Here is a 24,511-nt window from a genome sequence, read left to right as displayed (position 1 = left end):
TTGCCACCGACGCACCCGAAACTGGGGACCGACCATCAGTCACGGGTCGGGGTTCATCTGTTCCTCTCTTCTAGTAGAACCACTGCTCGATAGCGACTTCGTGTCGCACTCCTTGCGGGACTTGAAACGGGGCGAACTCATCTTCGGGCCCTTGCGCTCACCCTTGAGGGAGCCGAAGAAGTTGCGGTACGCGGTCTCGGCATCGCACAGGGACTGCTGGAGCACCACCGCGGAGACCTCGCCCAGCCAGGACCGTTCCGCTGTCCGCTTGGCCTCGGTGATCAGGCGCGTGGACAGCTCCCCGGCTCTGGGGAACGGCTCCCCGGCCCGGCGGGCGTCTTCACGGGCGCGGACCGCGTCGTTGAACACGACACGGGCGCACCCGAACGCCTTCGCCAGTGCGGTGCGCTGGCCGGTGTCCGGGTACACGCGGAAGCTGTACCGAAGCTGCATGACCAGCACGGTACATACTTGGGTTATGGGCGAGACACAGAAGATCAGAACTGGCAGGCACTGCACTTTCGTCATGCACGTTCACTTGGTCTTCGTGACCAAGTTCCGGCACAAGGTGTTCACCGATGCCCACTTGAAACGCATGGAGGAGATCATGCGGTCGGTGTGCGCGGACTTCGAATGCGAGCTGGTGGAGTTCAACGGCGAGGACCACCACGTCCACCTGCTGGTGAACTTCCCGCCCAAGGTCGCCGTCACCAAACTCGTCAACTCCCTCAAGGGCGTCTCCTCCCGCCGCCTGCGCCAGGAATTCCCCGACCTGGTACGCCACTACTGGCGCGCCAACAAACTCTGGTCCGGTTCCTACTTCGCCGGAACCGTCGGCGGCGCCCCGCTCTCCATGGTCAAGCAGTACATCGAACAGCAGAACCAGCCGGTGTGAGCACCCCCGGCTCCGCCGGACCTGAATCCGCGACGCTCCGCGTCGCCCCCACCAGATTCGCCTCACCACCGGCCTGAAGGCCGATGCACTGCGAATGAATTCCGGTAGCGGGAGAAGAGCCCGCGTACGGACGCGCGGAGCGACTCGTCGCCCTGTGCGTAGAGGGCGATCAAGTCCCGCAGCGCCGACTCGGCCTCCGCCCGGACACCTGCCTCGTCCAGCGGGGCCGGTCCCTGCCGCATCCTCGTCACCCAGTCGGGATCGGTGACGTCCACCGGGTGCTCCGCGATGGACCGGACGGCCGCGTCGACCAGAGCGACCCGTTGCTCGATCTCCTCGATCCCGGTCGGCTGCTCCATGTCCCGATCCTCCAACAGGCGCTCAGCGTTCGGTCTTCTGCAGCGCGGGCTCGGGTGTCCGGTCCGCGACCGGCGTGACCGTGTCTCCGCTCTGGTGTTTTGCCCGCTGGATCTGTTCGTAGACATGGGCCCGCAGTTCGGCGAAACGGGGGCTGGAGCGGGTGTGCAGCTGGTCGCGTTCGTCGGGGAGGTCGATGGTGAGGTCCTCCTGCACGACGGTCGGCGACTTGGACAGGATGACGGTGCGCTGGCCGAGGTAGACGGCCTCGTCGATGTCGTGGGTGACGAACAGGACGGTGACCCCCAACTCCTGCCACAAGTGCCTGATGAGGTCCTCCAGTTCGGCACGGGTCTGGGCGTCGACGGCCGCGAAGGGTTCGTCCATCAGCAGCACCTTCGGTTCGAAGGCGACGGCGCGGGCGATGGCGACGCGCTGCTGCATACCGCCCGACAACTGCCAGGGATAGGCCTGGTGGGCGTCGGCCAGGCCCACGACTTCAAGTGCGTGGTCCACCAGTTCCCGTGTCCGGGCCTTGCCGAGCTTCTTGCGGCGCAGGGGCAGGGCGACGTTGTCGCGGACGTTCATCCAGGCGAACAGGGAGCGGCCGTACTCCTGGAAGACGACCGCCATCCCGGGCGGGGGCCCGGCGACCGGGCTTCCGTCCAGGAGTACTTCGCCGTCGGTGGGGGCGAGCAGTCCCGCCATGCACTTCAGCAGCGTCGTCTTGCCGCAGCCCGACGGCCCGACCAGGCAGACGAGTTCACCGGCGCCGATATGGAACGTCAGGTTCCGCAGGGCTTCGACGTTGCGGTTCCGTCCGGTGTAGATCTTCTGCAGGTTGCGTACGTCGAGCATCGACGGCTCCGTTTCAGGGGTTGCGCTGGGCGCGGCGCAGGCCGTGGTACCAGGCCAGGACCCGGTTCTCGGCGAACCGGAAGAGCAGGGAGAGGAGGAAGCCGAGGATGCCGAGGAGCAGGACGCCGCTCCACATCTCAGGGATGGCGAACGAGCGCTGGAACTGCACGATCGTGAAGCCGAGGCCGTTGCTGGCGGCGAACATCTCGCTGATGACCATGAGGATGATGCCGATCGACAGGGCCTGGCGCATGCCCGTGACGATCTGCGGGCTCGCCGCGCGCAGCACCAGATGCCGCAGGCGTGCGGTACCGGTGATGCCGTAGGACCGGCAGGTGTCGCTGAGCACCTCGTCCACGGCGCGGACGCCTTCCACGGTGTTGAGCAGGATCGGCCACACGCAGCCGCTCACGATGACGATCACCTTCATGGTGTCGCCGATGCCCGCGAACAGCATGATCACCGGTACGAGCACGGGCGGCGGGATGGCCCGGAAGAGTTCCAGGACCGGCTCCAGGACGTCCCGTACGACCCGCCGCATCCCGACCAGAAGGCCGAGCCCCACTCCGACCACCACGGCGAGGAGATATCCGGTCGCCAGGCGCAGGAGACTCGGGACGACGTCGGACAGCAGCCGGTCCCCCGTCCAGACCTTCCCGAAGGCCTCCAGGATGGCGGACAGCGGCGGGACGTAGAAGTCGGTGCTGTCGGCGGTGGCGTACCACCACACGGCGAAGAGGACGGCGGGCAGGCCCAGGAGGATCAGGGCGCGTCGCAGGACGGTGAGGACGGTCATACGGCCACCTCTGTGCGTACGGACTGGTGCCAGTGCAGTGCCCGTCGCTCGACCGCTCGCGCCACCAGGTTGACGGCGACGCCGAGCAGTCCCGTGACCAGGACCAGGGCGTAGACCTGCGGCACGGCTCCGGACGTCTGGGCGACGGCGATCTCCTGGCCGAGTCCGGGTGCGCCGATGACGAGTTCGGCGGTGACGGCGAGGATGAGCGCGACGGTGGCGGCCAGCCGTATGCCAGTCATCACGTACGGCAGGGCGGTGGGCCACATGACGTGGCGCAGCCGTCCCCAGGTGCCGAGCTGATAGCTGCGGGCGGTGTCGTCCGCGACCGGGTCGACGTCCTGGATGCCGGCCAGGACCTGGACGAGGACCTGCCAGAAGGAGGCGTACACCACGAGCAGGAGCTTCGATCTGAGGTCGGCGCCGTAGAGCAGGACAGCTATGGGGATCAGGGCGACGGACGGGATGGGGCGCAGGAACTCGATGGTGGAGGCGGTGACCGCGCGCAGTACGGGTATCGAGCCGATGACCAGTCCGGCGGCCACGCCCGCCACTACGGAGATGGCCAGGCCCAGGCCCCAGCCGGTGAGGGTGTCGCCGAGCGCGGTCCAGAACGCCTGTTCGGCGAGCAGGTGCCACAGGGCGCGGACGGTCTCCGAGGCCGGGGGCAGATAGTCGGCCGACACCAGGCCGGTGTGCGGCAGTACTTCGAGCACCGCGACGAGCCCGGCGATTCCGGCCAGGCCGCGCAGCGGTGCGACGGCCCGCTCCGGCAGCCGCCGGGCGGGGGCTCCGCCGGGACCGGTGCCGGTCCCGGCGGAGCCCGCCACGTCGGTGGTGGCGGTGCGGGTCATGAGAACAGGGCGTTCAGGTCGGGCTTCTTGCCGTCGAAGAGGCCGTCCTGTTCGCCGAGGGAGGCGAGCTTCTCCAGCGAGGCCATGTCGACCTCCGCCGGCCAGTTGGGCAGCGTGACCTTGTTCAGGACATCGCCGCTGAGCTTGGTGTAGGCGGTGAGGATCTGGCGGGCCTCGTCCGGGTGGTCGGTGGCGTACTGGAGGGACTCGCTCATGGCGGCGGCGAACTTCTTGACCAGGTCCGGCTTCTGTTTCACGAGCTGGGTGGAGGTGAAGTAGGTCGCCACGGTGAGCTTCGGGTCCGTCTCGGCGAACGGCGAGGCAACGACGCGGGCGCCCTGCGCCTTGGCGATCGTCATCGCGGGATCGCCCATCCAGGCGGCGTCCACCCGCCCGCCGTCCAGCGCGGCCGGCATCTGATCGAACGGCATTTCGACGAACTTGACCTTCGACGGATCGCCGCCTGCCAGCCGGACCGACTCGCGCACCGTGGTGGACCCGATGTTCTGCAGGGTGTTGACGGCGACCGTGTGCCCGGCGAGGTCCTTGGCCGACTTGATCGCGCTGTCCTTCTTGACGGCCACACCGGTGACATCGCCACCGACCTTGCCGTTGGAGGCCGCGCCGTTGACCACGGACTTGATCGGTACGCCCTTGACCTGGGCGATCATCAGCGAGGTGGTGTTGCTGAACCCGAACTGGAACTGATCACTCACCACACCGGGGATGATCGCCGCGCCGCCCTGGGCGCTCACCATCTCCAGTTCGATACCCCGGCTGCTGAAGAACCCCTTCTTCTGGCCCAGATAGAGCGGGGCCACATCGATGATGGGGATGATGCCGACCTTGACCTGCGTGGTCTTGTCGCCGCCCGAGGACGACGACCCACTGTCTGCCGGGTCCGACGACCCGCATCCGGCCGCGCCGACGACCGTGAGCACTACTACGGCAAGCCCGAAAATGCGCCTTTGCATGGGCCTCTCCTGACGGAAGCAACGCTGGATGGGTGAACGCCCCGAGATGACGGAGCGAGTCGCGCGGACCTGCGTGACCCCAATGTTGTGCACTTTCTTGACGGCCGCAATGTACACACCTATGTTCGCGATGTCAGTACTCAGGACAAGAGAGGCCCCGACAACTTCGACGAGCACGGCCACCGCCGGCGAGGCCCAGGCAAAAAGGAGTTCCGTTCGTGCAGCCCCGTATGCGAATCCGCGGCCCCGTCGGCCAGATGTCCCCGTGACCTCGCCCATACCCCCTGACGTCGGGGATCCGCAGGGCGGCCGTACCCTTTCCGACGTGCACGACGAGAACACCAAGGCCGCGGAGGAAACCCCCGCCGGACCGCAGCCGCGCCCCCAGTCGCTCATGTTCGCCCTGTTCGGCAGCTACGTCCTGGAGGAGGGACTCGGACACGTGTACTCGGGCAGCATCATCGATGTGCTCGCCCGCGCCGGAGTCGGGGAACACGCCGTCAGGTCCACCCTCACCCGCATGGTGAACCGAGATCTGCTGCAGCGCCAGCGCCAGGGACGCAGGATGTACTTCGGCCTGACCGCCCAGACGGAACAGATCCTCTGGGACGGCAGGAGACGCCTCTGGCAGACCAGTGCCGTCAACGAGGACTGGGACGGCACCTGGACGCTCCTCGGCTTCTCACTGCCCGAGTCCTGGCAGCGCCAGCGGCACGATCTGCGCTCCCGGCTCACCTGGTCGGGCTTCGGCGCCCTGTACAGCGGACTGTGGATCGCGCCCGGCGACATCGACGCCTCCCCGCTCGTCTCCGAGCTCGGCCTCGCCGCCCACGTCAAGATCTTCCATGCCTCGGCCGACGACGCCACCGACATCGGCCTGATGATCCGCGACACCTGGGACCTGGCCGGTATCGGCGCCCGGTACGCCGACTTCGACAGGCGCTGGTCCACCTGGCCCGGCACCGTTTCCGACGACCCGCTCGGTGTCCGGCTGCGCGTGATCAGCGAATGGCTGGACACCATCCGCACGGACCCACGGCTCCCCGCCGGCCATCTGCCCCCCGACTGGCCGGCCCTCTCGGCCCAGGAGACCTTCCACCGCATCGTGGAACAGACCGAGGCCCCCGCCCGCCGGATGGCCACCGAACTCCTGGAGACCACACCGGTGCGGGTGCCCTGAGGCGAGCCCTGACGTGAGCGCCGACGTACCGGTGCCGACCCGGGAGGGGATCAGGTGCCGACGGTCCGGCCGTCAGAGTCGATCCGCGTCCAGGGGCCGTCGTAGGTGCTGCCTTCGACGTTGCGGATCACCACAGTGGTTCCGAGGCCTTCCGGTCACGTCTGCCGCAACGGCTCGTACACCTCCGCGCCGATACCGAACGTCCAGGCCACTCCCTCGCGGGCCGTGCGGGTCGTCGGCGGCACCCTCAGCCAGTAGGTGCGGCTCGTACCGTCCGGCTCCGGTGTGGAGTTGACGACCTCGACCATGACCACGTCCTCGTCGCCGACGAGTTCGACCCGCCACAGCACCCCCGTCTCGTCACGGTGGACGGGTGTCGCGCCGGACTCGTCCAGGTACCGGTCGTAGCCGTAGTACTCCAGCATCACCCGGCGGAGTTCGGCGTTCTCCTCGGCGCGGATCCGCTCCGGGGTCAGCTCGGCCAGCTCGTCCAGGAAGTCCCGTGGCACGGGCATGCCGCGCCAGGCGTACAGCTCGAACCCGTCCGCGTAGCCGAGCGCCGGGCCGTCGCCGCGGTCCAGGCGGCCCGCTTCGTCGCGGTGCAGGGCCAGAGGGCGTTCGCTGACGATCGCCGTCCTCTCGTAGGGCCACCACCAGCCCGCGTCGCGCGCCACCGCGGCGAGGCCCGCCAGGGGGCTGTCGTCGCCGGACTCGAACGCGCACAGCCAGGCCGCGTCGTGCTGTCCCAGCGCGGCGTCCAGAAGCAGCAGCCGGACCTGTGTCTCCTCCTTGCGGTCGGCGGCCAGTTCCTCGACGATTCCCGCCCGCACCCGGTCGACCAGGGTGCGGGTCGACTCCCACAGGCCCGCTCCCGTGGCCCGCCAGTGCCCGCTCCACAGCTCCGGCCCCAACCGCGCGTGCAGCCGCTCACGCTCGGCGGCCCAGGGCGCGCCCAGCACGGCGTTGCGGGCACCTGCGCCGAGGGGGCCGAGCGCCGAACCGTCCGGGTGAGTGGCCGCCATGAGCATCCGCACCGCCTCACGGGGCGAGCGCGCCCACAGAATGCGCTCGGGTTCCGGCAGTCCCGCGCGCCGGTAGGCGAGTCGGACGCCTTCCTCTGCCGCCGCCCGGTCCCCCGGTCCCGTCGCTGCCGCCGCCGCCCGCCAACTGCCCTGATCCTTCAACGCCGTTCCTCTCCCCAGTGCTGTGCCCGGCCGCATCCCCGTGCCGCCCGGTCCTTCGCTTCCCCCGCTTGCCCCGTGCTGTCAGTCGGCGACGACGCGCACCGAACCCGGGATGTACTCCCGCTGCCGGATCACCCTGTACCAGCCCTTCGGGAGCGAGATCGCCGCATGCTCCTCGTGCACGACACGCGCACCCTCGGGCACGTGCAGCAGCATCGGCCCGAACACCCCCGCCTCCCGGATCAGGCGTCCCGGACCCGCCACCGCATGGGCGTGTCCGGTGACTTCACCGAGGGCCAGGACGAGTCTGCCGCGGCCGTCACGCGGTTCGGACGCCGCGTCGACCGCGTACTCCGGCACCGCGCCCTCGGCCAGCGCCACGATCAGAACGTCTCCTTGCCGGTACATGGGTCTCCCTCCCGATGCGGCACGCCGTGTGCCATGGAACGACCGTAGAGGCGGGCACTGACAATCGGTCCTGGCTGCCGGGCCGGGCCGTCGTGGCCCATGTGTGGCGTCCGGTCAGCTGCCGCTCACCCAAGGGCCGTTGGGCCGTGCGGGAGGCCCCAGTTCGCGGCGTTGTCAGTGGGGCTTGGTAGAACTCCACTACCTGGATGCGATCGGCGCGCGCCAGGACCAGCACCACGACAGCCGACCCAGCGGTCTCAGCATCAGGGAGCAGGCACGCATGACCATCGGTAGCCACCTCGGGGAATTCCACGGCCTTCCGGCCTTCACCTTCCCCGACGCCGGTGACGCGTCGACGGACGTGTCCGCCCTTCCGTCGCCCGAGTCCGTCGCCTGGCGCATCGCCGTGGACCCCTACGACTCCAAGGAGCAGTGGGAGCAGGCCTTCGCCCGCTTCCTGGAGACCGTCGACACCCAGCGCGTCCGCGCGCTGATCGTCGGCACGTGGAGCGACGTCAACGAGAGCGGCCCCGACGCCGTGATCGGCGCTCTGGTGGCGGCTCGCGACCAACTGCCCGCCCTGTGCGGCCTGTTCCTGGCCGACATCGTGATGGAGGAGAGCGAGATCTCCTGGATCAACCAGGGCGACGTCACTCCTCTCCTGGAAGCCTTTCCCGACCTGGAGGAGTTCGGAGTCCGCGGGGGCAACGACCTGGTCCTCACCGCCGTCCGTCACGAGCGGCTGCGCAAACTGACGGTGGAGACCGGCGGCATGCCCGTCGAGGTGGTGCGCGGTGTCGCGGGCAGCGATCTGTCCGCCCTGGTCGAACTCGACCTGTGGCTCGGCACGTCCGAGTACGGCGGCGATGCCGACGTGGCCGACCTGGAGCCCTTCTTCGCGGGCACCAGGCTGCCGAACCTCACGCGTCTCGCCCTGCGCAACAGCGAGATCCAGGACGCCATCTGTACGGCGCTCGCGTCCGCCCCGGTGGTGGCGCGTCTGGAGGTGCTCGACGTGTCGATGGGCGTGCTCACCGACGACGGTGCGACGGCGCTGCTGACCGGTCAGCCGTTGACGCATCTGAAGAAGCTCGACCTGCACCACAACTACCTCAGTGAGGCGCTGCGCACCCGGCTGCTGGAGACCCTGGAGCCCGCCGGTGTGGAGGTCGACGCCGATCCCGAGGACGCCGACTCCGACGAGGACGACGACGGCGAGGTCTGGCGCTTCGTCTCGGTGGGCGAGTAGCACACCGGCGTCCGGACGAAGCAGCCAAGGCACACAGGGGGATGGGGAGCGGCATGCGGTACACGGAGACGGGGAGCGCCTCGCCGAGGTGGGTGGTGGTCGCCAACGGGGACAACCGTCGGGTGAGCCTGTTCGCCGCGGCCACCGAGGCCGCCGGGCACGGCACGCCTCGCGTGGTCGAGTGGCGCGACATGCTGCGCGAGGGCGGACACGACTTCGCCGACGACGAACTCGTCCGCCTCGACTCTCCCGGGGAGAACGCCGAGGTGGACGCCCTGTTGCGCGATGTGGACGATCCGACGCGGGTTGAGGGGTCCGCGCGCTGGTACGGGCGGTTCGTGGAGTGCGTGGCCTCGTTGCGGGGCGGGCGACGGCTCGACGACACGGTGGATCTGGCCGTGATGTTCGACAAACGGCTGTGTCACGACCGGCTCGTCCGGGCGGGCGTGCCGGTGCCACCGTCCCCGACTTCCGGGGGAGTGGCGCCGGTGCGGGACTGGGTGGACGTACGGGGCCTCATGGAGGAGGCGGGCCTGCGGCGTGTCTTCGTCAAGCTCGCGCACGGTTCCTCCGCCTCCGGTGTCCTGGCGATCGAGACGACCGCGTCGGGCCGTATCCGCGCGACCACGTCCGTGGAGCGGACCGAGGAGGGCCGGCTCCACAACTCCCTGCGCGTGCGCCGCTACACCGAGGAGCGGGAGATCGCCGCGATCGTCGACACGCTCGCTCCGGACGGGCTGCACATCGAGCGGTGGCTTCCGAAGGCGTCGCTCGGCGGCCGGTCGGCGGATCTGCGCATCGTGGTCGTGGGCGGCCGGGCCACCCACGCCGTGGTCCGCACCAGCCGGTCCCCGCTGACGAATCTGCATCTGGGCGGGACACGCGGCGACCTGGCGGCCGTTCGGGCGCTGGCCGGTGACCGGTGGGCCGCGGCCCTCGAAGCGAGTGAGCAGGCCGCGGCCTGCTTCCCCGGAACCCTGTGTGTCGGTGTCGATCTGCTGCCGGCCGTCGGCTGGCGCCGCTTCGCCGTCGGCGAGGTCAACGCGTTCGGCGACCTGCTCCCCCGCCTCACCGGCCTCCCCGGCAGCGGGGCGGAGGGCCTGGACACGTACGCCGCCCAGGTCGCCGCCGCCGTCGCCTTCTCCCCCGGCCGCCCGTCCGGGACACCAGGGCCGGCCGCGTCACCCGTACCGCCCGCATCACCCGTACGACCGCACGAGCTGCCGAGGAACACACATGCCACCGTCTGAGCCCCATCCCGCCCCGGCCGACGGGCCGGACATGAACCAGGTGGTGGGCCGCGACGACCTGCTGCTGCTCACCCTGGACACCCTCCGCCACGACGTGGCCGTCGAACTCGCCGCCGCCGGGCGGCTGCCCAACCTGACCGCGCACCTGCCGGGCGGCACCTGGGAGAAGCGCCACGCTCCCGGGAGCTTCACCTACGCCTCCCACCAGGCGATGTTCGCGGGCTTCCTGCCCACACCGGCCATGCCCGGACCACATCGGCGCCTGTTCGCGGCCCGGTTCGCGGGCAGCGAGACGACAGCGGAGGGCACGTACGTCTTCGACACCCCGGACCTCGTGTCCGGCCTGGCCGCGCACGGCTACCGCACGGTGTGCGTCGGAGGCGTCGGCTTCTTCAACAAGCAGGGCGCCCTGGGCGACGTACTGCCCGGGTTCTTCCAGGAGAGCCACTGGGAGCCGGAGTTCTCGGTGGCCTCCCCTACCTCCTTCGAGGCGCAGGTGGCACGCGCCGAGAAGACGGTCTCCGAACTGCCGCCGGAGCAGCGGCTGTTCCTCTTCCTGAACGCCTCCGCGCTGCACCAGCCGAACTGGTTCCACCTCCCCGGCGCGACCCGCGAGGCGGGCGACAGCCGGCTCACGCATGCCGCCGCGCTGGAGTACGTCGACCGTCATGTCGGGCGGCTGTTCGCGGCGATGAGTTCGCGCCGACGCTGCTTCGCCATCGTCTGCTCCGACCACGGCACCGCCTACGGGGACGACGGTTACACCGGTCACCGCCTCGCCCACGAATCCGTGTGGACCGTGCCCTACGGCCACTTCTTCCTGGAGCCGTCCGCATGAGCACGACCATCATGTCAGCGGACGACTCGGCGGGCACCGCCGCCCGCCCGCCACGGCCGTACCAGAGCTATACGTACGCGTACCCGCACAAGACCGCCTACCGGCCGCTCACGCCGGGGCCCCGGCTCGCGGACCTGTGGGCCGGCGAGTCTCGCCAAGCGCTGTCCCTGTACCTGCACATCCCGTTCTGCGAGGTCCGCTGCGGCTTCTGCAACCTGTTCACCCGTATCGGCGCGCCGGACGGTCTGACGGGCCGCTACCTGGACGCCCTGCGGCGCCAGGCCGCCGCCGTCCGTGAGGCCCTGGGCGACGCACAGCCCCCGCGGTTCGCCAACGCCGCGTTCGGCGGCGGCACTCCGACCTTCCTGGAGGCCGCCGAGCTGGAGCGCCTGTGCGACATCGCCGAGCTGGAGATGGGCGTGGACCTGCGGGCCGTCCCGCTGTCCGTGGAGGCGTCGCCGTCCACGGCCACGGCCGACCGGCTCGCCGTGCTGGTCGAGCGGGGCGCCACCCGCGTCAGCCTCGGCGTGCAGAGCTTCGTCGAGGAGGAGGCGCGGGCCGCCGTACGCCCGCAGCACAGGTCCGACGTCGAGGCGGCGCTGACCCGGATCCGCGAGGCCGGCGTGCCCGTCCTCAACATCGACCTGATCTACGGAATCGACGGTCAGACGGCGGCCAGTTGGCGCTACTCGCTCGACGCGGCCCTCGCCTGGCGCCCCGAGGAGATCTATCTGTACCCCCTCTACATCCGCCCGCTCACCGGCCTCGGCCGCCACACCGACCCGCCGGCAGCCGACCGGGAGTGGGACGAGCAACGCCTGCGCCGCTACCGGGAGGGCCGCGACCATCTCCTCTCCCAGGGCTACGAGCAGGTGTCGATGCGCATGTTCCGGCGCTCGGACGCGCCGCCGCAGGGCCCGGACGACTACGCCTGCCAGACCGACGGCATGATCGGTCTGGGCTGCGGTGCCCGTTCGTACACCTCGCGGCTGCACTACTCCTTCGACTACGCGGTGTCGATGCGGGAGATACGCGGCATCATCGACGACTACACCGCCACCGAGGACTTCTCCCGCGCGCTGCACGGGCGCCCGGTCGACGAGGACGAGGCACGGCGCAGGCATCTGCTGCAGTCGCTGCTCCAGGCCGAGGGCATGCCCGTCGCGGAATACCGGCTGCGGTTCGGTTCGGACCCGTTCGACGACTTCCCCGCCGAGCTGGACACACTCGCCGCCCGTGGCTGGCTCGACGGCGACCGGGCGGAGCGGCTGCGACTGTCCGCCGAGGGACTGGCCCACTCGGACGCCATCGGCCCCGACTTCTTCTCACCGGACGTGCGCGACGCCATGGCCGCCTACGAGACGAAGTGAGAGGCGTCCGGTGGATCTGACACTGCTGTACCGAGGGCCGCTCTCCTCCTGCGACTACGACTGCCCCTACTGCCCGTTCGCGAAGCGCCGCGACACCACAGCGCAGTTGCGCGCCGACCGTGCGGCACTGGAGCGGTTCACGGCGTGGGCGTGCGAGCAGCGGGAGGACGGCCTGTCGGTGCTCTTCACCCCGTGGGGCGAGGGGCTGGTCCGCTCCTGGTACCGGCGCGCTCTCGTGGAACTCTCGCACCAGCCGCACATACGCCGGGTCGCGATCCAGACCAACCTGAGCTGCCGCACCGACTGGCTGGCGGACGCGGACCGCGACACCGTCGCCCTGTGGTGCACCTACCATCCGGGGCAGACGCCCTACGAACGGTTCCTGGCCAAGACGTACGAGCTGTCCGCCCTCGGGGTCCGCTTCAGCGTCGGCATAGTCGGCGTACCGGACCATCTGGAGCACGCGCGACGGCTGCGCGCCGAGCTGCCGGAGCATGTCTACCTGTGGGTGAACGCGGCCGAAGGGCATACCTACACGGACGAGCAGGCCGACCGGTGGGCAGAACTCGACCCACTCTTCCCGTTCAGCCGCCACCCGCACCGATCGGCGGGCCTGCCGTGCCGCACCGGTGAGTCGGTGCTCTCGGTGGACGGTGAGGGCGCGGTGCGCCGCTGTCATTTCGTCCGCGCGGAGCTGGGAAATCTGTACGACGGCTCCTACCGTGCCGCGCTTCGCCCGCGGGCCTGTCCCTCGGAGATGTGCGACTGCCACATCGGATACGTGCACCTGGAGACGCTGCCGCTGTACGACGTGTTCGCCGGCGGCGTCCTGGAGCGGATTCCGCGGGCCGTCCCGCACCGGCCGCTCCTGCCGCTGGTCCCGTACGCGCGAAGTGGCATCGGCGCGGCTGCCATGACAGGGTCGCCTGAGTCGTGAACGTGCTGTTGGTGAGAGGAAGTTCGTGGACACGCAGACCTGGGACGCACTGGCCGTATCGATGAAGAACGCGTACGTCGCGGGCCCGGGCGAGGGGGCGGTACCCCGCCCGGTCATCATGCCGCTGGTCCGCGGTGAACTCGTCGGCCTGATCTGGCTGCGTCCCGTCGAGACCGGCAAGGACGCGCTCACGGGCATCGCCCAGTTGTCGAACATCGCCGCGGCGGCCGGTGCCGACGAGGTCGTCCTCGCCTGGGAGACGCAGGACGTCGCCGCGTCCTGCGAGTTGCCGGTCGCCGACCCCGCGCCGTGCCTGAACCTGGTGCACGCCACGAAGGACGGCCACACCCTGCACCGCTTCCCCTACGCCGAGCGGGCCGTCGCCGACTCCCCCGTGGGCCGAGCCACGGTCGAACCGCAGTGGCTCCCCGCGCCGGAACCCCAGCGGGACGGCGAACTGATCCCGCCGGTCCGGGCCGCGGTCGACTACTCCTTCATCCCGCTCGAGATCGACCATCCCTCCCCCTTCGGCGTCACCGTCGTCCTCATGGAGGAGGACGGCTACAGCGTGCGCCTGACCGAAGCGTTCGCCCTCTGACGACCGGTCAACGGCCCGATCCGACGATCCGCGCCGAACACGACGGGCTCGCCCCCGAACCGTGACCCGCGCCGGACTGAGCCGCCCTCGGGCGGCGACCTTCGCGACGTGCGCGGGAATCCACAAGAGGAGACCGCGGTCTGTCAGTACTCTGGCGCGGTGATGACCAACACGCTCTTGTCGAGAGCCGTGAGCGGCACCGCCGACCCGCCCCTGCTTCCTCTGCCGGATCGTGTCTCAAACCTTCTGTCGGAGCTGGGAAGTCCGCCCCGGCTGGCGGCTCATCTACGGGCTGTCCACGACGTCGCGCACCAGTTGGTCGACTGGATGGAACAGCACTGCCCCGCTGTGCTGTTCGACCGCGAGGCGGTGCTCTTCGGGGCAGCCACTCATGACGTGGGAAAAACGGTGCACCACGGCGAGCTCTCGGGGCCCGGATCGGCTCACGAGGAGGCCGGGCAGACCCTTCTGCTCGACCACGGCGTCAGCCCGGACCTGGCGCGCTTCGCCGCGACTCACGCGTCATGGGTGGACACGCGTGTCGGCCTGGAGGACTTGCTCGTCAGCCTTGCCGACAAGATCTGGAAGAACAAGCGGGTCCCTGACCTGGAAGATCTTGTCGTGGCCCGGCTGGCCGAAGCCAGTGGCCGAGCGGCATGGGAAGAGTTCATCGCGCTCGACGAGGTCCTCACCCACATCGGCGACGAGGCCGACCAGCGCTTGGCGTTCCAGGCATCCTTTCCGATCTACGGCTGAGGATCGAGGGTCCCCCTCTCTCACCTCCGCGTCAGCGCCCCTTGCGGACCCGGGCCGCCGCCCGGGCGTCCGCGATCTTGCGGGCCTCGGTGGCTTTACGGGACTCCTTGGCAACGGGGCGGCCCGGGCGGGTGCCGATGCCGCGGAAGGGGGCGTTGCCGGTGTTGGTCTTCGTCTCGGTCGGCGGGCGCTTCGCGCCGGTGATGGCGGTCAGCTTCTCCTCGCCGGAGTGCACTTGTGCGACCGTCGGGCGAATCCCGGCGTCGGTCATCATCCGGTTGACGTCGCGCCGCTGGTTGGGGGTGACCAGGGTGACCACCTTCCCCGACTCCCCCGCGCGCGCCGTGCGCCCGCCGCGGTGCAGGTAGTCCTTGGCGTCGGCCGGCGGGTCGACGTTGACGACCAGGTCCAGGTCGTCGATGTGAATTCCCCGCGCGGCGACGTTGGTGGCCACCAGCACGGTGATCGCACCGTCCTTGAACTGGCCGAGCGTGTGCATGCGCTGCGGCTGCGACTTCCCGCTGTGCAGGGCGCCGGCCCGTACCCCGCTGGCCCGCAGATGACGGGTGAACTGGTCCACGCCCGTCTTGGTGTCCAGGAACATCAGTACCCGGCCGTCCCGCGCGGCGATCTCCGTCGCGGTCGCGTACTTGTCGGCGGCGTGGATGTTCAGGACGTGGTGTTCCATCGTGGTGACCGAGCCCGCCACCCGGTCGACAGTGGCGACCACCGGGTCGTGCAGGTGGTCGCGTACCAGCTGGTCCACGTTGCGGTCGAGCGTCGCCGAGAACAGCAGCCGCTGTCCGTCGGAGGGGAGCTGGTCCATGATGTCCGACACCTGGGGCAGGAACCCCAGGTCGCACATCTGGTCCGCCTCGTCCAGCACCGTGATCCGCACGTGGTTCAGGACGCAGTCCCGGCGCGACACCAGGTCGGTCAGCCGTCCGGGGGTCGCGATGAGCACCTCGGCGCCGGTCCGCAGCTCCGCCTGCTGCCGGTTGATCGACAGCCCGCCGACCACCGTCGCCAGTCGTACGTTCAGTGTCCGCGCGTACGGTGCCAGCGCGTCGCCCACCTGCTGCGCGAGTTCCCGGGTCGGCACCAGCACCAGGGCGAGCGGCCGCTTGGACTCCGCACGCCGGCCGGCCGTACGGACGAGCAGCGCGAGCCCGAAGGCGAGTGTCTTGCCGGAGCCGGTTCGCGCGCGGCCCAGGACGTCACGGCCGGCCAGCGCGTTGGGCAGCGTCGCCGCCTGGATCGGGAAGGGCTCCGTGACCCCGAGGCCCGTCATCGTCTCCACGAGCTCCGGCGGCAGCCCGAGCGCGTCGAAGGAGGCGGCCGGCGGCAGACCCGGGGACACCGTCTTCGGGGTGGAGAGCTCGCCCTGCGACAGAGCAGCCTGCTGGGGCTTGCCTGCACGGGAGTGTCCGGGGCCCGACGGTCTGGCGTTCATGAGGAACCTTCCTGGTCTGACGCCTGGAACGCCCCGGGGCCCGTACCCCTTGGTACGGGCCCCGGCGGTGTCGAAGCGTGACCCCATTTTATCAGCGGTGGCCTTCCGGCCCGTGCCGTCGCCAGGACCCGTCGGCGCTCGCGGTCGAGGCGCTGGAGAAGACAGTGCGCAGGGCGCCCCCGGGAGGCGGGCCGTCGGTCTCGGACAGATCGACGAGTGGACGAGCAGCGGCGGCAACCCGATTCAGCTGCGCGGGTGCTGAATGCGTTCGTATTCCTCTATTGGACCTCAGCACAGCGGCGAGCAAGGCTGGAGCGCGCACCCTTACTTCGCGACATCCGGAAGAGGTCACGAGCACATGCACACTCGACGCATCGGTGACGTGGAGGTCAGCGCGATCGGTCTGGGCGGGATGCCCATGTCGATCGAGGGACGGCCGGACCAGGCCCGTTCCCTCGCCACCATCCACGCCGCGCTCGACTCGGGCCTGACACTGATCGACACGGCGGACGCCTATCATCTGGGCGCCGACGAGGTCGGTCACAACGAAAGCCTCATCGCCAAGGCGCTCGCCTCCCACGAGCGCGGCCCGGACGTCCTGGTCGCCACCAAGGGCGGACACCTGCGTCCCGGTGACGGCAGTTGGACCCTGGACGGCTCCCCCGCACACATCAAGGAGGCGTGCGAGGCCTCGCTGCGCCGCCTGGGCGTGGAGGCCATCGGGCTGTACCAGTTCCACCGCCCCGACCCCAAGGTCCCGTACGAGGATTCGATCGGCGCGGTCCGGGACCTGCTGGACGAGGGCAAGATCCGTATGGCCGGAATCTCCAACGCCGACCCGGACCGGATCCGGCAGGCGAACGAGATTCTCGGCGGACGTCTCGTCGCCGTGCAGAACCAGTTCTCCCCGGCCTTCCGCTCCAGCGAGCCGGAACTGCGGCTCTGCGACGAGCTGGGCATCGCGTTCCTGCCCTGGAGTCCGCTCGGCGGCATCTCCCGGGCCGGCGGCCTCGGTTCGGCGTACGCCCCCTTCGCCCGCATCGCCGAGGCCCACGGAGTCAGCCCGCAGCGCGTGTGCCTGGCCTGGATGCTCGCAAAGTCACCGGTGGTCGTGCCGATCCCCGGCGCCAGCCGCCCGGAGACGATCCGCGACTCCGCCGCCGCCGTGGACCTGGTGCTCTCCGCCGAGGAGTCGGCCGAGCTGGACGGCGTGTGACACCTCCTGGGCTCCCCGCCACCTGGGCCGAGCGCCCTCCGCCGTTTCCTGCTCCTTCCTGTCTCTTTCCTGCCGGATCCTCCATCGACGACGGACGCCTTGACGCTGCCTTGAACAACCGGACGCCCGCACATGCCCAACCGCACCCTGGAGTCGCCTCCGGCCTCCATGTGAGCGCCCAGTACTCGGCTCACCACAGCATGGGGGATCGGCGTGAGACGTCGATGGGTGAAGGTTCTGCTGATCACGGTCGTGGTGCTCGCCGCGCTGTTCACGGCCGCCGACCGCACCGCGGTGCACTACGCCGACAAGGAAGCGACACAGCTCGCCGAGGAGAAGTACGGCTACGCCAACACCACCGACGGCCACGTGGACGTGACGATCGAGGGCTTTCCCTTCCTGACCCAGGCGGCCGGTGAGAACTTCGGCCATGTGAAGCTGACCGCGAGCCGGTTCACCATCGACACCACGTCCAACCTCCAGGGCGGCTATCTGCACGTCGACCGTCTCCACCTGGACCTGCGTGGTGTGCGGGTGACATCACTGACCGCGCGCAGCGCCGAAGCGAACCTCGTCACCGGCACCCTGACCCTCTCGTACGAGGAACTGTCCGGCGTGTTGTCGCGGCTCACGCGCGACGGCGGCCCGTTGCAGGTCTCCCGGGCGCCGGGATCGAACGGCCAGGCGGCACGCGTCAAGGTCTCGGGAACGGTCGGCGGGACGGCCCTGAACGCCACGGGAACACTCCTGGCGCAGGGCACAGAACTCTCCCTGACGGTCCCCGGTGTCGAAAGCGCCGGAAACGTCTGGCGGGTAGGCCTGCCGGAGGGCGTCAACTTCGAAGCGGCGCGCGCCACCGCGGACGGCGTCGAGATCAGCCTCGTCGGTCACCAGGTGACGCTCGGCTCGTCGCGCTTCGGAGGTTGAGGCGAACAGCGCGGGAGGGAACCCGCGGAGCGCGGCTCTACGGAAGCAGGCCCGCCCGGCGGGCCGCGGTGACGGCTTCGAGCCGGGTGCCGGTGCCGAGCTTGCGCATCACCGAACGCAGATAGCCCTTCACGGTCTCCAGCCCGATGTCGAGCCGGCTGGAGATCTCCAGGTTGGTGCAGCCCGCGGCGACCGCGGCCAGGACGTCCAGTTCCCGTGGTGACAGACGCGCCGCAGGCCCGTGTGATGCCCGCTCGGAGCAGCAGCCCGATTCCAGCAGGGAACACACCTCGTGGAAGCGCTCCTTGAGGTGGCCCTCGCCGATCGTCGCCGTCAGGTCCTGCAGCTCGGTGTGCACCTCGTGCACCTGTTCCAAGGCCACCGTGTCACGGGGCGAGGCAGGGCTCCGCACGGCCCGGACCTCCGAGAGGAGCCGGTGCGCGTGATCGTGGGTCGCGAGGAACTGCTCCAGGTCGCGTGCCGCCGCCGTCACCGCGGTCAGTACCCGGTCACCCAGCCGTACGGCGTCACGCGACCCCACGAAGAGCACGGCTCGTACCGTGGTACCCACGATCACGGGAGCCGCGGCCATTGCCCGCACCTCCTCCGCCGCGACGAAGGAGTCGTACTCATGGCTGATCTGCTGGGCCGACCGATAGTCGCTCACCGCTGCCAGCCGACGTGTCGTCAACACCTGCCCGATCAGTCCGGCGCCCGCCGGCACAGGGAACCCCCGGCGGCACGGCGACTTCACGCCGCTGGCCTCACCGATCTGCAGCGACTGCGGGCCGACGACCCAGGCCGCACCCGCGACAGGCATCCCGCTGTCCCTGCGCAGCGCCAGAACCGCGGCACGGGCAGCGGCGGCCTCCGCGCTGTCTTCCGCCGGTAACACGACCGGGTCGACTCCTTGTCTCACGGCAGCTCCATGCCCCTCCTTGTACGCCGAGAGGCTGCTCACCCGCCATCAGGAGAACAGTTCTGCAAGCGCCCTTCGACGTCAAGAGTCGCGTGACAAAACACAGTTGACTGATCGTCAGCTTTGACCGAAGTGGCGAGCCCACACGCGGGACCCCCTCATCCGGGGGTAGCTGGGTGACACGGTTTGCCTCATGGTGGTGCCAGTAGAAAGCCGCTTCCCGGTCCACAGAACGGGATGTACAACTGTATGACCCGCCTCCAGGGCCGCGCGCCACCCCCTGCGCACCCGGCGGCCAAGAGCCCGTTCGCAGAGCACCGGCAGCTGATATCGGCGCCGCGGAAAAACCCCCCCACATTCGTCTGGCGGTACATGTGGCACCTACCGAACTGAGCAACTCACCCGAGACGAAAGCCGGTTGGCAGGACGGGGCGCGGGACCGGCAGGATCTGCGCCGGCTCGTCGACACCTACGCGTCCGCCCTGGACCGGCAGAACCCGAAGCTGTTCGCCTCGCTGTTCGACGAGGACGGCGAACTGGTTCTGAACCCCCCGGCAGGCACCAGCTGTCCGCCCCTCGTCCTCGACGGGCGGGACGGCTGGGCGAGCGTGCTGTCCGTGCTGGCGCCGTGCGTCGTCACCACGCACTTCGTCGGCAGCCACACCGTCCGGCTGGCCGGGGACAGCGCCTCGGGAGAGACCGACTGCCTCGCGCACGAGATGTACGCCGCCCATGCCGACGCCGCCAGAATGCGCGTGCGCTCCATCCGCTACCGCGACTCCTACCGGCGTACGACGGGAGCCTGGCGCTTCATCCGCCGGGAACTGACCGTCGACTGGACCGAGGACCGCGTCCTCACGCCCCCAACCGGCCGCTGACCCCACGCAGCACGGCACGTCGGGAGCAGACTGGGCTCCCGCGCAGACCGAGGAAACCGTATGACAGTGAAACCACCCCCCGTTTCGGACGACGACCGTCAACTCAAGCGGGCCATCGACTCGTTACGTCACACCACCGGCGTGGACCTCACCTTCGGCGGCGTCGTGACCAGAGGGCGGCACGCCCAGCTCACCGAGTTCGCCGGGAACTCGACCAGAGCCCTGATGGGGTTGACCCTCGGGTTCGGCATGGGGCTGGGCGGCAAGGCGGTGGCTCTGCACCGCCCCATCGCGGTCAACGACTACGCGAACTCCAGGCGGATCAGCCATCACTACGACCTGATGGTCGCCGCCGAGGGCATTCGTGCCGTCGTGGCGGCCCCCGTCGTGGTGAACCGGACGGTACGGGCGGTGATGTACGGCGCGGTCCGCCAGTCCGTCGGGCTGGGCGACCGGACGGTCGACGCCGTCATGGACACCGCCCGCGCGCTGGAACAGAACCTGGCGGTGCGCGACGAGGTGACCCGCCGCCTCGGCCGTCTCGACGAGCCCGGGGTGGCCGCCGACCGTGCAGCGGAGTCGGCGTCCCCTCGATGGGAGACGATTCGCGAGGCGTACGCCGAGCTGCGGGTTCTCGCCCAGCACCTCACGGACAGCGACCTGCGGGACCGGGTCGCCGCGCTGAGCGACAAACTGGCCGACGCCGGAGCCCCCGTCTCCCGGCGCTCCGCCGGCCCGGTCCTCTCCTCGCGAGAACTCGACGTCCTGTCATGCGTCGCCCTGGGGCGGACCAACACCGACGTGGCGAATGAACTCGGCCTTCGGGCCGAAACCGTGAAGAGCTATCTGCGCAGCGCGATGCGCAGGCTGGGATGCCATTCGCGCCTGGAGGCGGTCATGACCGCCCGCCGACTGGGTCTACTGCCCTGAGAACAGAAAAGGCCCGTGCGAACAAAAAGCCAGGGACGGGAAAGCGCGGTTTCCGAGTCCCGGCGCATTCTGGAGCCGTCCAGCCACCCGGGGGCCGCCCGGCGGCGGCTGGACGGCTTCAGAATGCGCCGGAGCCATTGGCACGCGGCACGCGCGGTTCAAGAGTTGAGAGTTTCCTTGCGGAGCCGCTCCAGGACGGCGAGCCGGTCCTCCCGCTCGATGCGCGCGGTGGTCGAGCGGTCGGGGTAGCAGCGCATGAACATGTTGGTGAAGTGCGTGCCGTAGTGGATGAGGTCGTCCGCCTCGGGCGCGCCCAGGGGGCGGGCGACGGCCTGGAACGACGGCTCGTGGAAGTACGCCATGGCGAATCGCTCACGGTCGGCCAGGCGCACCTTGTGCGGGGTCGAGAGGAGGCTTCCGCCGGTGATGAACTGCATGATGTCGCCGGGGAAGACGGTGAAGACCGAGGGTGTCGGGGGGACGAAGGTCCAGGGATCCTCGTTCTCGTGGCGCCCGGCCATGGACTCCTCGGGCAGCCAGTTGCGCCCCCGGGTCTCGCCGGGGACGGGCGGCCGTATGTGGAGGCCGCCGACCTCGTCCTGGACCGCTATGACGAGGAGACCGTAGTCGGTGTGGGAGCCGATACCGCGCTCGGAGGTGGTGTCGGCCGACGGGAAGCGCAGCACCCTCATGTGGTGCCAGCCGTCGTCGGTGAGCCGCGTGAAGTGGTCCATGTCGTCCAGGCCGAGGCCCAGCGCGGTCAGCTGGAGCAGACGGCGGCCGATATCTCCGACGACGATCATGTAGTCCTTCATGGCCGCGGCGTACTCGACGGACGGCCAGGGGACCGGGCCGTGACACGGCCACCTGTCGAGGACGCGGGGGTCGTCCTCGGGGATGTCAGGACAGACGGTGAAGATCTCCGAACCGTCCTTCTCCCCGGCCGTCTCCTCCTCACCGGATGCGACATATCCGCTGTAGGTGAGGTCGGAGACGTACTGGGCCTTCTCCTTGAGCGGGAGGCCGGCGAAGGCCCTGGACGCGTCCAGGGCCCGTCCGGTGGCCGCATCCTGGTCGGGAGTGGCCTGGATCTGGAAGATACCGTCGACCTGCCAGGCGGCGACGAGCGCCTGACCGAGTAACCGGTCGGCGTCACTGCCTTCGACGGTCGGAGGCAGAGGGAAAGTCCGCAGTTCGGTCATGCCCCCACCATGAACCGGACGTACATAATCCACTACCCCCTTCTGAGGGGGCCGGGACGACAACAGACGCACCGACGACAGGACTTACGACATGATCATTTTTGGCACCAAGGGATACCTCTACCAGCTCGCGATACTCACGCTGGTGTGCGGCCAGTGCGGGAATCCCTCCGCGCACGCGCTCCGGAAGCGCGTCACCAAGTTCACTCTGTTCTTCGTGCCCCTGTTCCCTTTCTCGACGAAGTACACGACCCAGTGCACCTTCTGCGGTGCGGAGCAGAAGGTGACCAAGGAACAGGCGGAGCAGCTGCAGGGTGCCGGCGCCGGTGGCCGGACCGACACGCCGCCGCAGCAGTCCTACCGGCCCTGAGCAGAGGCTCCCGGGGCCGTCATCGTGATTCCTGCCGGATACGGCGCAGCATCAGGAAGCCGGCGATCAGGAGAAGCGCTCCGAGCGCGGCCGGCCACAGCTGGGCTCCCGTGTCGGCGAGATCACCGGTGACGGCCTGTGGTTCGGTCTGTGGGACGGAGACGTCACCGTTGCTGTTGCCGTTTCCTTCGCCTGCGGTCGCCGCGCCACCTGCCTGGCCGTCGGCGTCGTCCGTCGACGACGCGGCCGGCTCGGCTCGCTGGGTGGCCGGCGGCGATGTGTAGGCCCTGGGCTCGGCTTCGACGGGCTTTTTGGTGGGAGTCGCGCTCGCCGGGTCCGGCTCCTGCGTACTCGGGAGGGACGAGGGGGAGTCCGAGGGCTCCGGGGTCTCGTCGTCGCTCGGGGTGACCGTGGGGTCGGCGGTCGGCTCGTCGGTCCCACCGGACGGCGGGTCGGGAGTCGGCGCCGGGCTGTCTCCCGGGTCCTCGCCGTTCGAGGAGCCTGCGCCGCACTGCCGGCCGGTGTTGATGCAGTCGACCATCTCCCGCATCAGGTCCTCGTCGAAGACGTTGATGAAGTCCCCGTGGTCCGTGACCGGCTTGTGCAGCTGCTCGGGGAAGGAGTCGACCGCGAACAGTGGCACCGTACGGCCGCCGTCCTGAAGGCTCGGCGCGTCGACGTCGTAGACGATGCGCTGCACCAGCTGCGGAATCGCCTGGAAGTCGTTGGCGCAGTTTCCGGCGGCGTCGGCGAACGCCACGTGGGTGCGGTGGTTGGCGCTGTCGATGTTCCTGCCGTCCCAGCAGCTCTGGAACCTGAACGTGCGCACCACGTCGCTGCCCTGGGGGCACAGCGGGTACTTGTCCTTGAGCTGCCGGTCCTCGAACCCGGTGCAGCTCCAGGAGGCGTTGACGTTGGCGTTGCCGTTGACGAACGCCTTGGCGTCGCCGGTGATGATGCGCAGCAGCTTGGGCATGGCCACGACCTGGCCGCGCGGGTTGCCCACGAACGTCATCGTGACCTGCGCGGGCGTGACGATCTCACCGGCGTTGCCCTCGATGCCACCGCCGGGAGACTGGGCGTCCTGTTCCTGCGCACCGTTCTGCAGGCGCAGGACGGGCCAGAAGTAGGAGGACCTGTCGCCCTGGTCCACGCAACTGGTCTGCGCCTCGGCCAGGTCGTCGTTGCTCGCGAACGCGTCGTTGGACTGGTTGCCGACGTAGTCGTGGAAGTGGTGTGCGCCGTTGGAGACTCCGGGAGCCACGATGACGTTGTCCGAGTTGAACAGGCCGTTCGCGTTCACACCGCAGCTGGTGGCGAAGGTGCCCCGGGAGGCGTTGTTCTCCGGGGACGGGAACTGCGCGTCGGGCTGGACCGAGGTGATGTCCGCGAAGTCGCCGGCGACCGGCCCGTTCCCGGCCTGGCCACCGTTGCCGCTCTGCTGGTCCTCCTGGCCGCCCTGGTCATCACCCTGGCCGTCGCCCTGACCATCACCCTGGTCCTGACCGTCCTGGTTGCCCTGACCGTCCTGACTGTCGCCGTTCTGGTCCTGCCACTCCCCGGACTGATTGCCGGAGGCACGGAACTCGCAGGCCGCCAGATCCTCGATTCCCTGTGGGCGGTCGCCCACCCGGTCGATGGCGATGGCGATGCGCTCGATGGTCGCGGCCCGCTTCTCCTTCAGCGGGCTCATGATCGCCGAGTCGGCGAAGCCGCTGTCCTGCTGCATCGCCTGCGTCGACTCCTGCAGCCGCTGATAGGCCTCGGCGATCTGCTGGTCCAGGGCGGCGAGTTCGCCGTCGACCTCAGACCGGGCCTCGTCCGGCACGAACGCCAACTGGTCGCCGACATCGGGGCAGTCGATCGTGGCGGCTCCCGAGGACAGCGTCCGGTCGGTTCCGCTCCGCTGGGCCGAGTCGCCGCCCTGACCTCCTTCGGTGGCCGAGGCGTACACGTTCCCCACGACCAGTCCACCTCCGCCGAGCATCAGGGCGACCGCCGCAAAGGTGGCGCGGCGGGGGCCTGTTGGGCGTCTGCGCGTGTTTCGTCCCACGGAAGTACTCCGCTTCCTGGCCGATTCGACATGGAAATGTCCCCAGTCCCATACGCAGA

25 protein-coding genes and 1 pseudogene are annotated in these 24,511 nt (G+C 69.7%); 14 read left to right on the top strand and 12 right to left on the bottom strand.

Features of this window, described 5'->3' with window-relative positions; genetic code table 11:
* Positions 1-108 precede the first annotated feature (108 nt).
* A pseudogene (locus tag G3I71_RS01690) lies at positions 109-453 on the bottom strand (helix-turn-helix domain-containing protein); the annotation flags it as partial.
* A gap of 25 nt (positions 454-478) precedes the next feature.
* Between G3I71_RS01690 and tnpA the strand changes: the two are divergent.
* Positions 479-895: an IS200/IS605 family transposase gene (gene tnpA, locus G3I71_RS01685; RefSeq protein ID WP_164312033.1), complete on the top strand. Its 417-nt coding sequence runs from the start codon at positions 479-481 to the stop codon at positions 893-895.
* 62 nt (positions 896-957) lie between these two features.
* Here tnpA and G3I71_RS01680 read toward each other — a convergent pair whose 3' ends face one another.
* From G3I71_RS01680 to G3I71_RS01660, 5 genes are read right to left on the bottom strand one after another with little or no spacing between them, the layout of a single operon-like run.
* Entirely contained in the window at positions 958-1,254 is a 297-nt protein-coding gene (locus G3I71_RS01680; RefSeq protein ID WP_164312032.1) for a hypothetical protein, read from the bottom strand.
* A gap of 22 nt (positions 1,255-1,276) precedes the next feature.
* On the bottom strand, positions 1,277-2,110 hold the full coding sequence (locus tag G3I71_RS01675; RefSeq protein WP_164312031.1) for an ABC transporter ATP-binding protein: 834 nt from the start codon (positions 2,108-2,110) through the stop codon (positions 1,277-1,279).
* A gap of 13 nt (positions 2,111-2,123) precedes the next feature.
* On the bottom strand, positions 2,124-2,906 hold the full coding sequence (locus G3I71_RS01670; protein WP_164312030.1) for an ABC transporter permease: 783 nt from the start codon (positions 2,904-2,906) through the stop codon (positions 2,124-2,126).
* A complete protein-coding gene (locus G3I71_RS01665; protein WP_239148774.1) occupies positions 2,903-3,760 on the bottom strand; it encodes an ABC transporter permease in 858 nt (285 codons plus the stop codon). Before G3I71_RS01665 ends, G3I71_RS01670 begins: the two co-directional genes overlap by 4 nt.
* Positions 3,757-4,734: an ABC transporter substrate-binding protein gene (locus G3I71_RS01660; protein WP_164312029.1), complete on the bottom strand. Its 978-nt coding sequence runs from the start codon at positions 4,732-4,734 to the stop codon at positions 3,757-3,759. The genes G3I71_RS01665 and G3I71_RS01660 overlap by 4 nt, the downstream gene beginning before the upstream one ends.
* A gap of 121 nt (positions 4,735-4,855) precedes the next feature.
* Here G3I71_RS01660 and G3I71_RS01655 point away from each other — a divergent pair, with 121 nt between their 5' ends.
* Complete coding sequence (locus G3I71_RS01655) at positions 4,856-5,914, top strand: PaaX family transcriptional regulator C-terminal domain-containing protein (protein ID WP_275409141.1); 1,059 nt, start codon at positions 4,856-4,858, stop codon at positions 5,912-5,914.
* A 155-nt stretch (positions 5,915-6,069) separates the two neighbouring features.
* Here G3I71_RS01655 and G3I71_RS01650 read toward each other — a convergent pair whose 3' ends face one another.
* Positions 6,070-7,098: a DUF6745 domain-containing protein gene (locus G3I71_RS01650; RefSeq protein ID WP_164312028.1), complete on the bottom strand. Its 1,029-nt coding sequence runs from the start codon at positions 7,096-7,098 to the stop codon at positions 6,070-6,072.
* An 81-nt stretch (positions 7,099-7,179) separates the two neighbouring features.
* Positions 7,180-7,506 (bottom strand): hypothetical protein, encoded by a 327-nt coding sequence (locus G3I71_RS01645; RefSeq protein WP_164312027.1) that lies wholly within the window; start codon positions 7,504-7,506, stop codon positions 7,180-7,182.
* A gap of 280 nt (positions 7,507-7,786) precedes the next feature.
* Between G3I71_RS01645 and G3I71_RS01640 the strand changes: the two genes are divergently transcribed.
* The 7 genes from G3I71_RS01640 to G3I71_RS01610 all read left to right on the top strand — a co-directional run bounded on the left by G3I71_RS01640 (position 7,787) and on the right by G3I71_RS01610 (position 14,504).
* Positions 7,787-8,755 carry an STM4015 family protein gene (locus tag G3I71_RS01640; RefSeq protein WP_164312026.1) on the top strand — a complete coding sequence of 323 codons (969 nt, stop codon included), beginning with the start codon at positions 7,787-7,789 and terminating at the stop codon, positions 8,753-8,755.
* A 53-nt stretch (positions 8,756-8,808) separates the two neighbouring features.
* Positions 8,809-10,005 (top strand): STM4014 family protein, encoded by a 1,197-nt coding sequence (locus tag G3I71_RS01635; RefSeq protein ID WP_239148773.1) that lies wholly within the window; start codon positions 8,809-8,811, stop codon positions 10,003-10,005.
* A 31-nt stretch (positions 10,006-10,036) separates the two neighbouring features.
* Entirely contained in the window at positions 10,037-10,843 is an 807-nt protein-coding gene (locus G3I71_RS01630; protein WP_164312070.1) for an STM4013/SEN3800 family hydrolase, read from the top strand.
* The gene (locus tag G3I71_RS01625; RefSeq protein WP_239148772.1) at positions 10,840-12,213 is read left to right on the top strand and encodes an STM4012 family radical SAM protein; all 1,374 of its coding nucleotides are present in this window, start codon (positions 10,840-10,842) and stop codon (positions 12,211-12,213) included. The genes G3I71_RS01630 and G3I71_RS01625 overlap by 4 nt, the downstream gene beginning before the upstream one ends.
* Positions 12,214-12,223: 10 nt before the next feature.
* Complete coding sequence (locus tag G3I71_RS01620) at positions 12,224-13,150, top strand: STM4011 family radical SAM protein (protein ID WP_164312025.1); 927 nt, start codon at positions 12,224-12,226, stop codon at positions 13,148-13,150.
* Positions 13,151-13,175: 25 nt separating this feature from the next.
* On the top strand, positions 13,176-13,748 hold the full coding sequence (locus G3I71_RS01615) for a hypothetical protein (RefSeq protein ID WP_164312024.1): 573 nt from the start codon (positions 13,176-13,178) through the stop codon (positions 13,746-13,748).
* 162 nt (positions 13,749-13,910) lie between these two features.
* Positions 13,911-14,504, top strand: a complete 594-nt coding sequence (locus G3I71_RS01610) for an HD domain-containing protein (protein ID WP_164312068.1) — start codon at positions 13,911-13,913, stop codon at positions 14,502-14,504.
* A gap of 31 nt (positions 14,505-14,535) precedes the next feature.
* Here G3I71_RS01610 and G3I71_RS01605 read toward each other — a convergent pair whose 3' ends face one another.
* Positions 14,536-15,957, bottom strand: coding sequence for a DEAD/DEAH box helicase (locus tag G3I71_RS01605; RefSeq protein ID WP_239148771.1), 1,422 nt, complete (start codon positions 15,955-15,957; stop codon positions 14,536-14,538).
* A 358-nt stretch (positions 15,958-16,315) separates the two neighbouring features.
* Between G3I71_RS01605 and G3I71_RS01600 the strand changes: the two genes are divergently transcribed.
* Both G3I71_RS01600 and G3I71_RS01595 read left to right on the top strand, forming a co-directional pair.
* Positions 16,316-17,173, top strand: coding sequence for an aldo/keto reductase (locus G3I71_RS01600; protein WP_164312023.1), 858 nt, complete (start codon positions 16,316-16,318; stop codon positions 17,171-17,173).
* 213 nt (positions 17,174-17,386) lie between these two features.
* Positions 17,387-18,100, top strand: a complete 714-nt coding sequence (locus G3I71_RS01595) for a DUF2993 domain-containing protein (RefSeq protein ID WP_343242806.1) — start codon at positions 17,387-17,389, stop codon at positions 18,098-18,100.
* Positions 18,101-18,137: 37 nt separating this feature from the next.
* Here the strand turns inward: G3I71_RS01595 and G3I71_RS01590 are convergent, their stop codons facing one another.
* Positions 18,138-18,995 (bottom strand): LuxR C-terminal-related transcriptional regulator, encoded by an 858-nt coding sequence (locus G3I71_RS01590; RefSeq protein WP_164312022.1) that lies wholly within the window; start codon positions 18,993-18,995, stop codon positions 18,138-18,140.
* Positions 18,996-19,393: 398 nt separating this feature from the next.
* On the opposite strand from G3I71_RS01590, the gene G3I71_RS01585 reads away from it, so the two are divergent.
* Together G3I71_RS01585 and G3I71_RS01580 are read left to right on the top strand one after the other, a co-directional pair.
* A complete protein-coding gene (locus G3I71_RS01585) occupies positions 19,394-19,897 on the top strand; it encodes a nuclear transport factor 2 family protein (protein ID WP_164312021.1) in 504 nt (167 codons plus the stop codon).
* Positions 19,898-19,957: 60 nt separating this feature from the next.
* Positions 19,958-20,827, top strand: a complete 870-nt coding sequence (locus G3I71_RS01580; RefSeq protein WP_203728977.1) for a LuxR C-terminal-related transcriptional regulator — start codon at positions 19,958-19,960, stop codon at positions 20,825-20,827.
* A gap of 158 nt (positions 20,828-20,985) precedes the next feature.
* Here G3I71_RS01580 and G3I71_RS01575 read toward each other — a convergent pair whose 3' ends face one another.
* On the bottom strand, positions 20,986-22,029 hold the full coding sequence (locus tag G3I71_RS01575; protein ID WP_164312020.1) for an isopenicillin N synthase family oxygenase: 1,044 nt from the start codon (positions 22,027-22,029) through the stop codon (positions 20,986-20,988).
* 91 nt (positions 22,030-22,120) lie between these two features.
* Between G3I71_RS01575 and G3I71_RS01570 the strand changes: the two genes are divergently transcribed.
* Complete coding sequence (locus G3I71_RS01570; RefSeq protein WP_164312019.1) at positions 22,121-22,399, top strand: zinc-ribbon domain-containing protein; 279 nt, start codon at positions 22,121-22,123, stop codon at positions 22,397-22,399.
* A gap of 19 nt (positions 22,400-22,418) precedes the next feature.
* Here the strand turns inward: G3I71_RS01570 and G3I71_RS01565 are convergent, their stop codons facing one another.
* Entirely contained in the window at positions 22,419-24,386 is a 1,968-nt protein-coding gene (locus tag G3I71_RS01565; protein ID WP_164312064.1) for a DUF1996 domain-containing protein, read from the bottom strand.
* Between the last annotated feature and the right edge of the window lie 125 nt (positions 24,387-24,511).

The sequence above is a fragment of the Streptomyces sp. SID12501 genome (assembly GCF_010550245.1).
Lineage (GTDB): Bacteria > Actinomycetota > Actinomycetes > Streptomycetales > Streptomycetaceae > Streptomyces.
This window is presented reverse-complemented; position numbering and strand designations above follow the sequence as displayed.

Excerpts from the sequence above, each read along its gene's own strand:
- G3I71_RS01605 (WP_239148771.1), bottom strand. The coding sequence starts at position 15,957 with ATGAACGCCAGACCGTCGGGCCCCGGACACTCCCGTGCAGGCAAGCCC.
- G3I71_RS01680 (WP_164312032.1), bottom strand. The coding sequence starts at position 1,254 with ATGGAGCAGCCGACCGGGATCGAGGAGATCGAGCAACGGGTCGCTCTG.
- G3I71_RS01660 (WP_164312029.1), bottom strand. The coding sequence starts at position 4,734 with ATGCAAAGGCGCATTTTCGGGCTTGCCGTAGTAGTGCTCACGGTCGTC.
- tnpA (WP_164312033.1), top strand. The coding sequence starts at position 479 with ATGGGCGAGACACAGAAGATCAGAACTGGCAGGCACTGCACTTTCGTC.
- G3I71_RS01645 (WP_164312027.1), bottom strand. The coding sequence starts at position 7,506 with ATGTACCGGCAAGGAGACGTTCTGATCGTGGCGCTGGCCGAGGGCGCG.
- G3I71_RS01655 (WP_275409141.1), top strand. The coding sequence starts at position 4,856 with ATGTTCGCGATGTCAGTACTCAGGACAAGAGAGGCCCCGACAACTTCG.
- G3I71_RS01575 (WP_164312020.1), bottom strand. The coding sequence starts at position 22,029 with ATGACCGAACTGCGGACTTTCCCTCTGCCTCCGACCGTCGAAGGCAGT.
- G3I71_RS01635 (WP_239148773.1), top strand. The coding sequence starts at position 8,809 with ATGCGGTACACGGAGACGGGGAGCGCCTCGCCGAGGTGGGTGGTGGTC.
- G3I71_RS01580 (WP_203728977.1), top strand. The coding sequence starts at position 19,958 with ATGACAGTGAAACCACCCCCCGTTTCGGACGACGACCGTCAACTCAAG.
- G3I71_RS01665 (WP_239148774.1), bottom strand. The coding sequence starts at position 3,760 with ATGACCCGCACCGCCACCACCGACGTGGCGGGCTCCGCCGGGACCGGC.
- G3I71_RS01625 (WP_239148772.1), top strand. The coding sequence starts at position 10,840 with ATGAGCACGACCATCATGTCAGCGGACGACTCGGCGGGCACCGCCGCC.
- G3I71_RS01610 (WP_164312068.1), top strand. The coding sequence starts at position 13,911 with ATGACCAACACGCTCTTGTCGAGAGCCGTGAGCGGCACCGCCGACCCG.
- G3I71_RS01675 (WP_164312031.1), bottom strand. The coding sequence starts at position 2,110 with ATGCTCGACGTACGCAACCTGCAGAAGATCTACACCGGACGGAACCGC.
- G3I71_RS01565 (WP_164312064.1), bottom strand. The coding sequence starts at position 24,386 with ATGCTCGGCGGAGGTGGACTGGTCGTGGGGAACGTGTACGCCTCGGCC.
- G3I71_RS01640 (WP_164312026.1), top strand. The coding sequence starts at position 7,787 with ATGACCATCGGTAGCCACCTCGGGGAATTCCACGGCCTTCCGGCCTTC.
- G3I71_RS01670 (WP_164312030.1), bottom strand. The coding sequence starts at position 2,906 with ATGACCGTCCTCACCGTCCTGCGACGCGCCCTGATCCTCCTGGGCCTG.
- G3I71_RS01600 (WP_164312023.1), top strand. The coding sequence starts at position 16,316 with ATGCACACTCGACGCATCGGTGACGTGGAGGTCAGCGCGATCGGTCTG.
- G3I71_RS01630 (WP_164312070.1), top strand. The coding sequence starts at position 10,037 with ATGAACCAGGTGGTGGGCCGCGACGACCTGCTGCTGCTCACCCTGGAC.
- G3I71_RS01570 (WP_164312019.1), top strand. The coding sequence starts at position 22,121 with ATGATCATTTTTGGCACCAAGGGATACCTCTACCAGCTCGCGATACTC.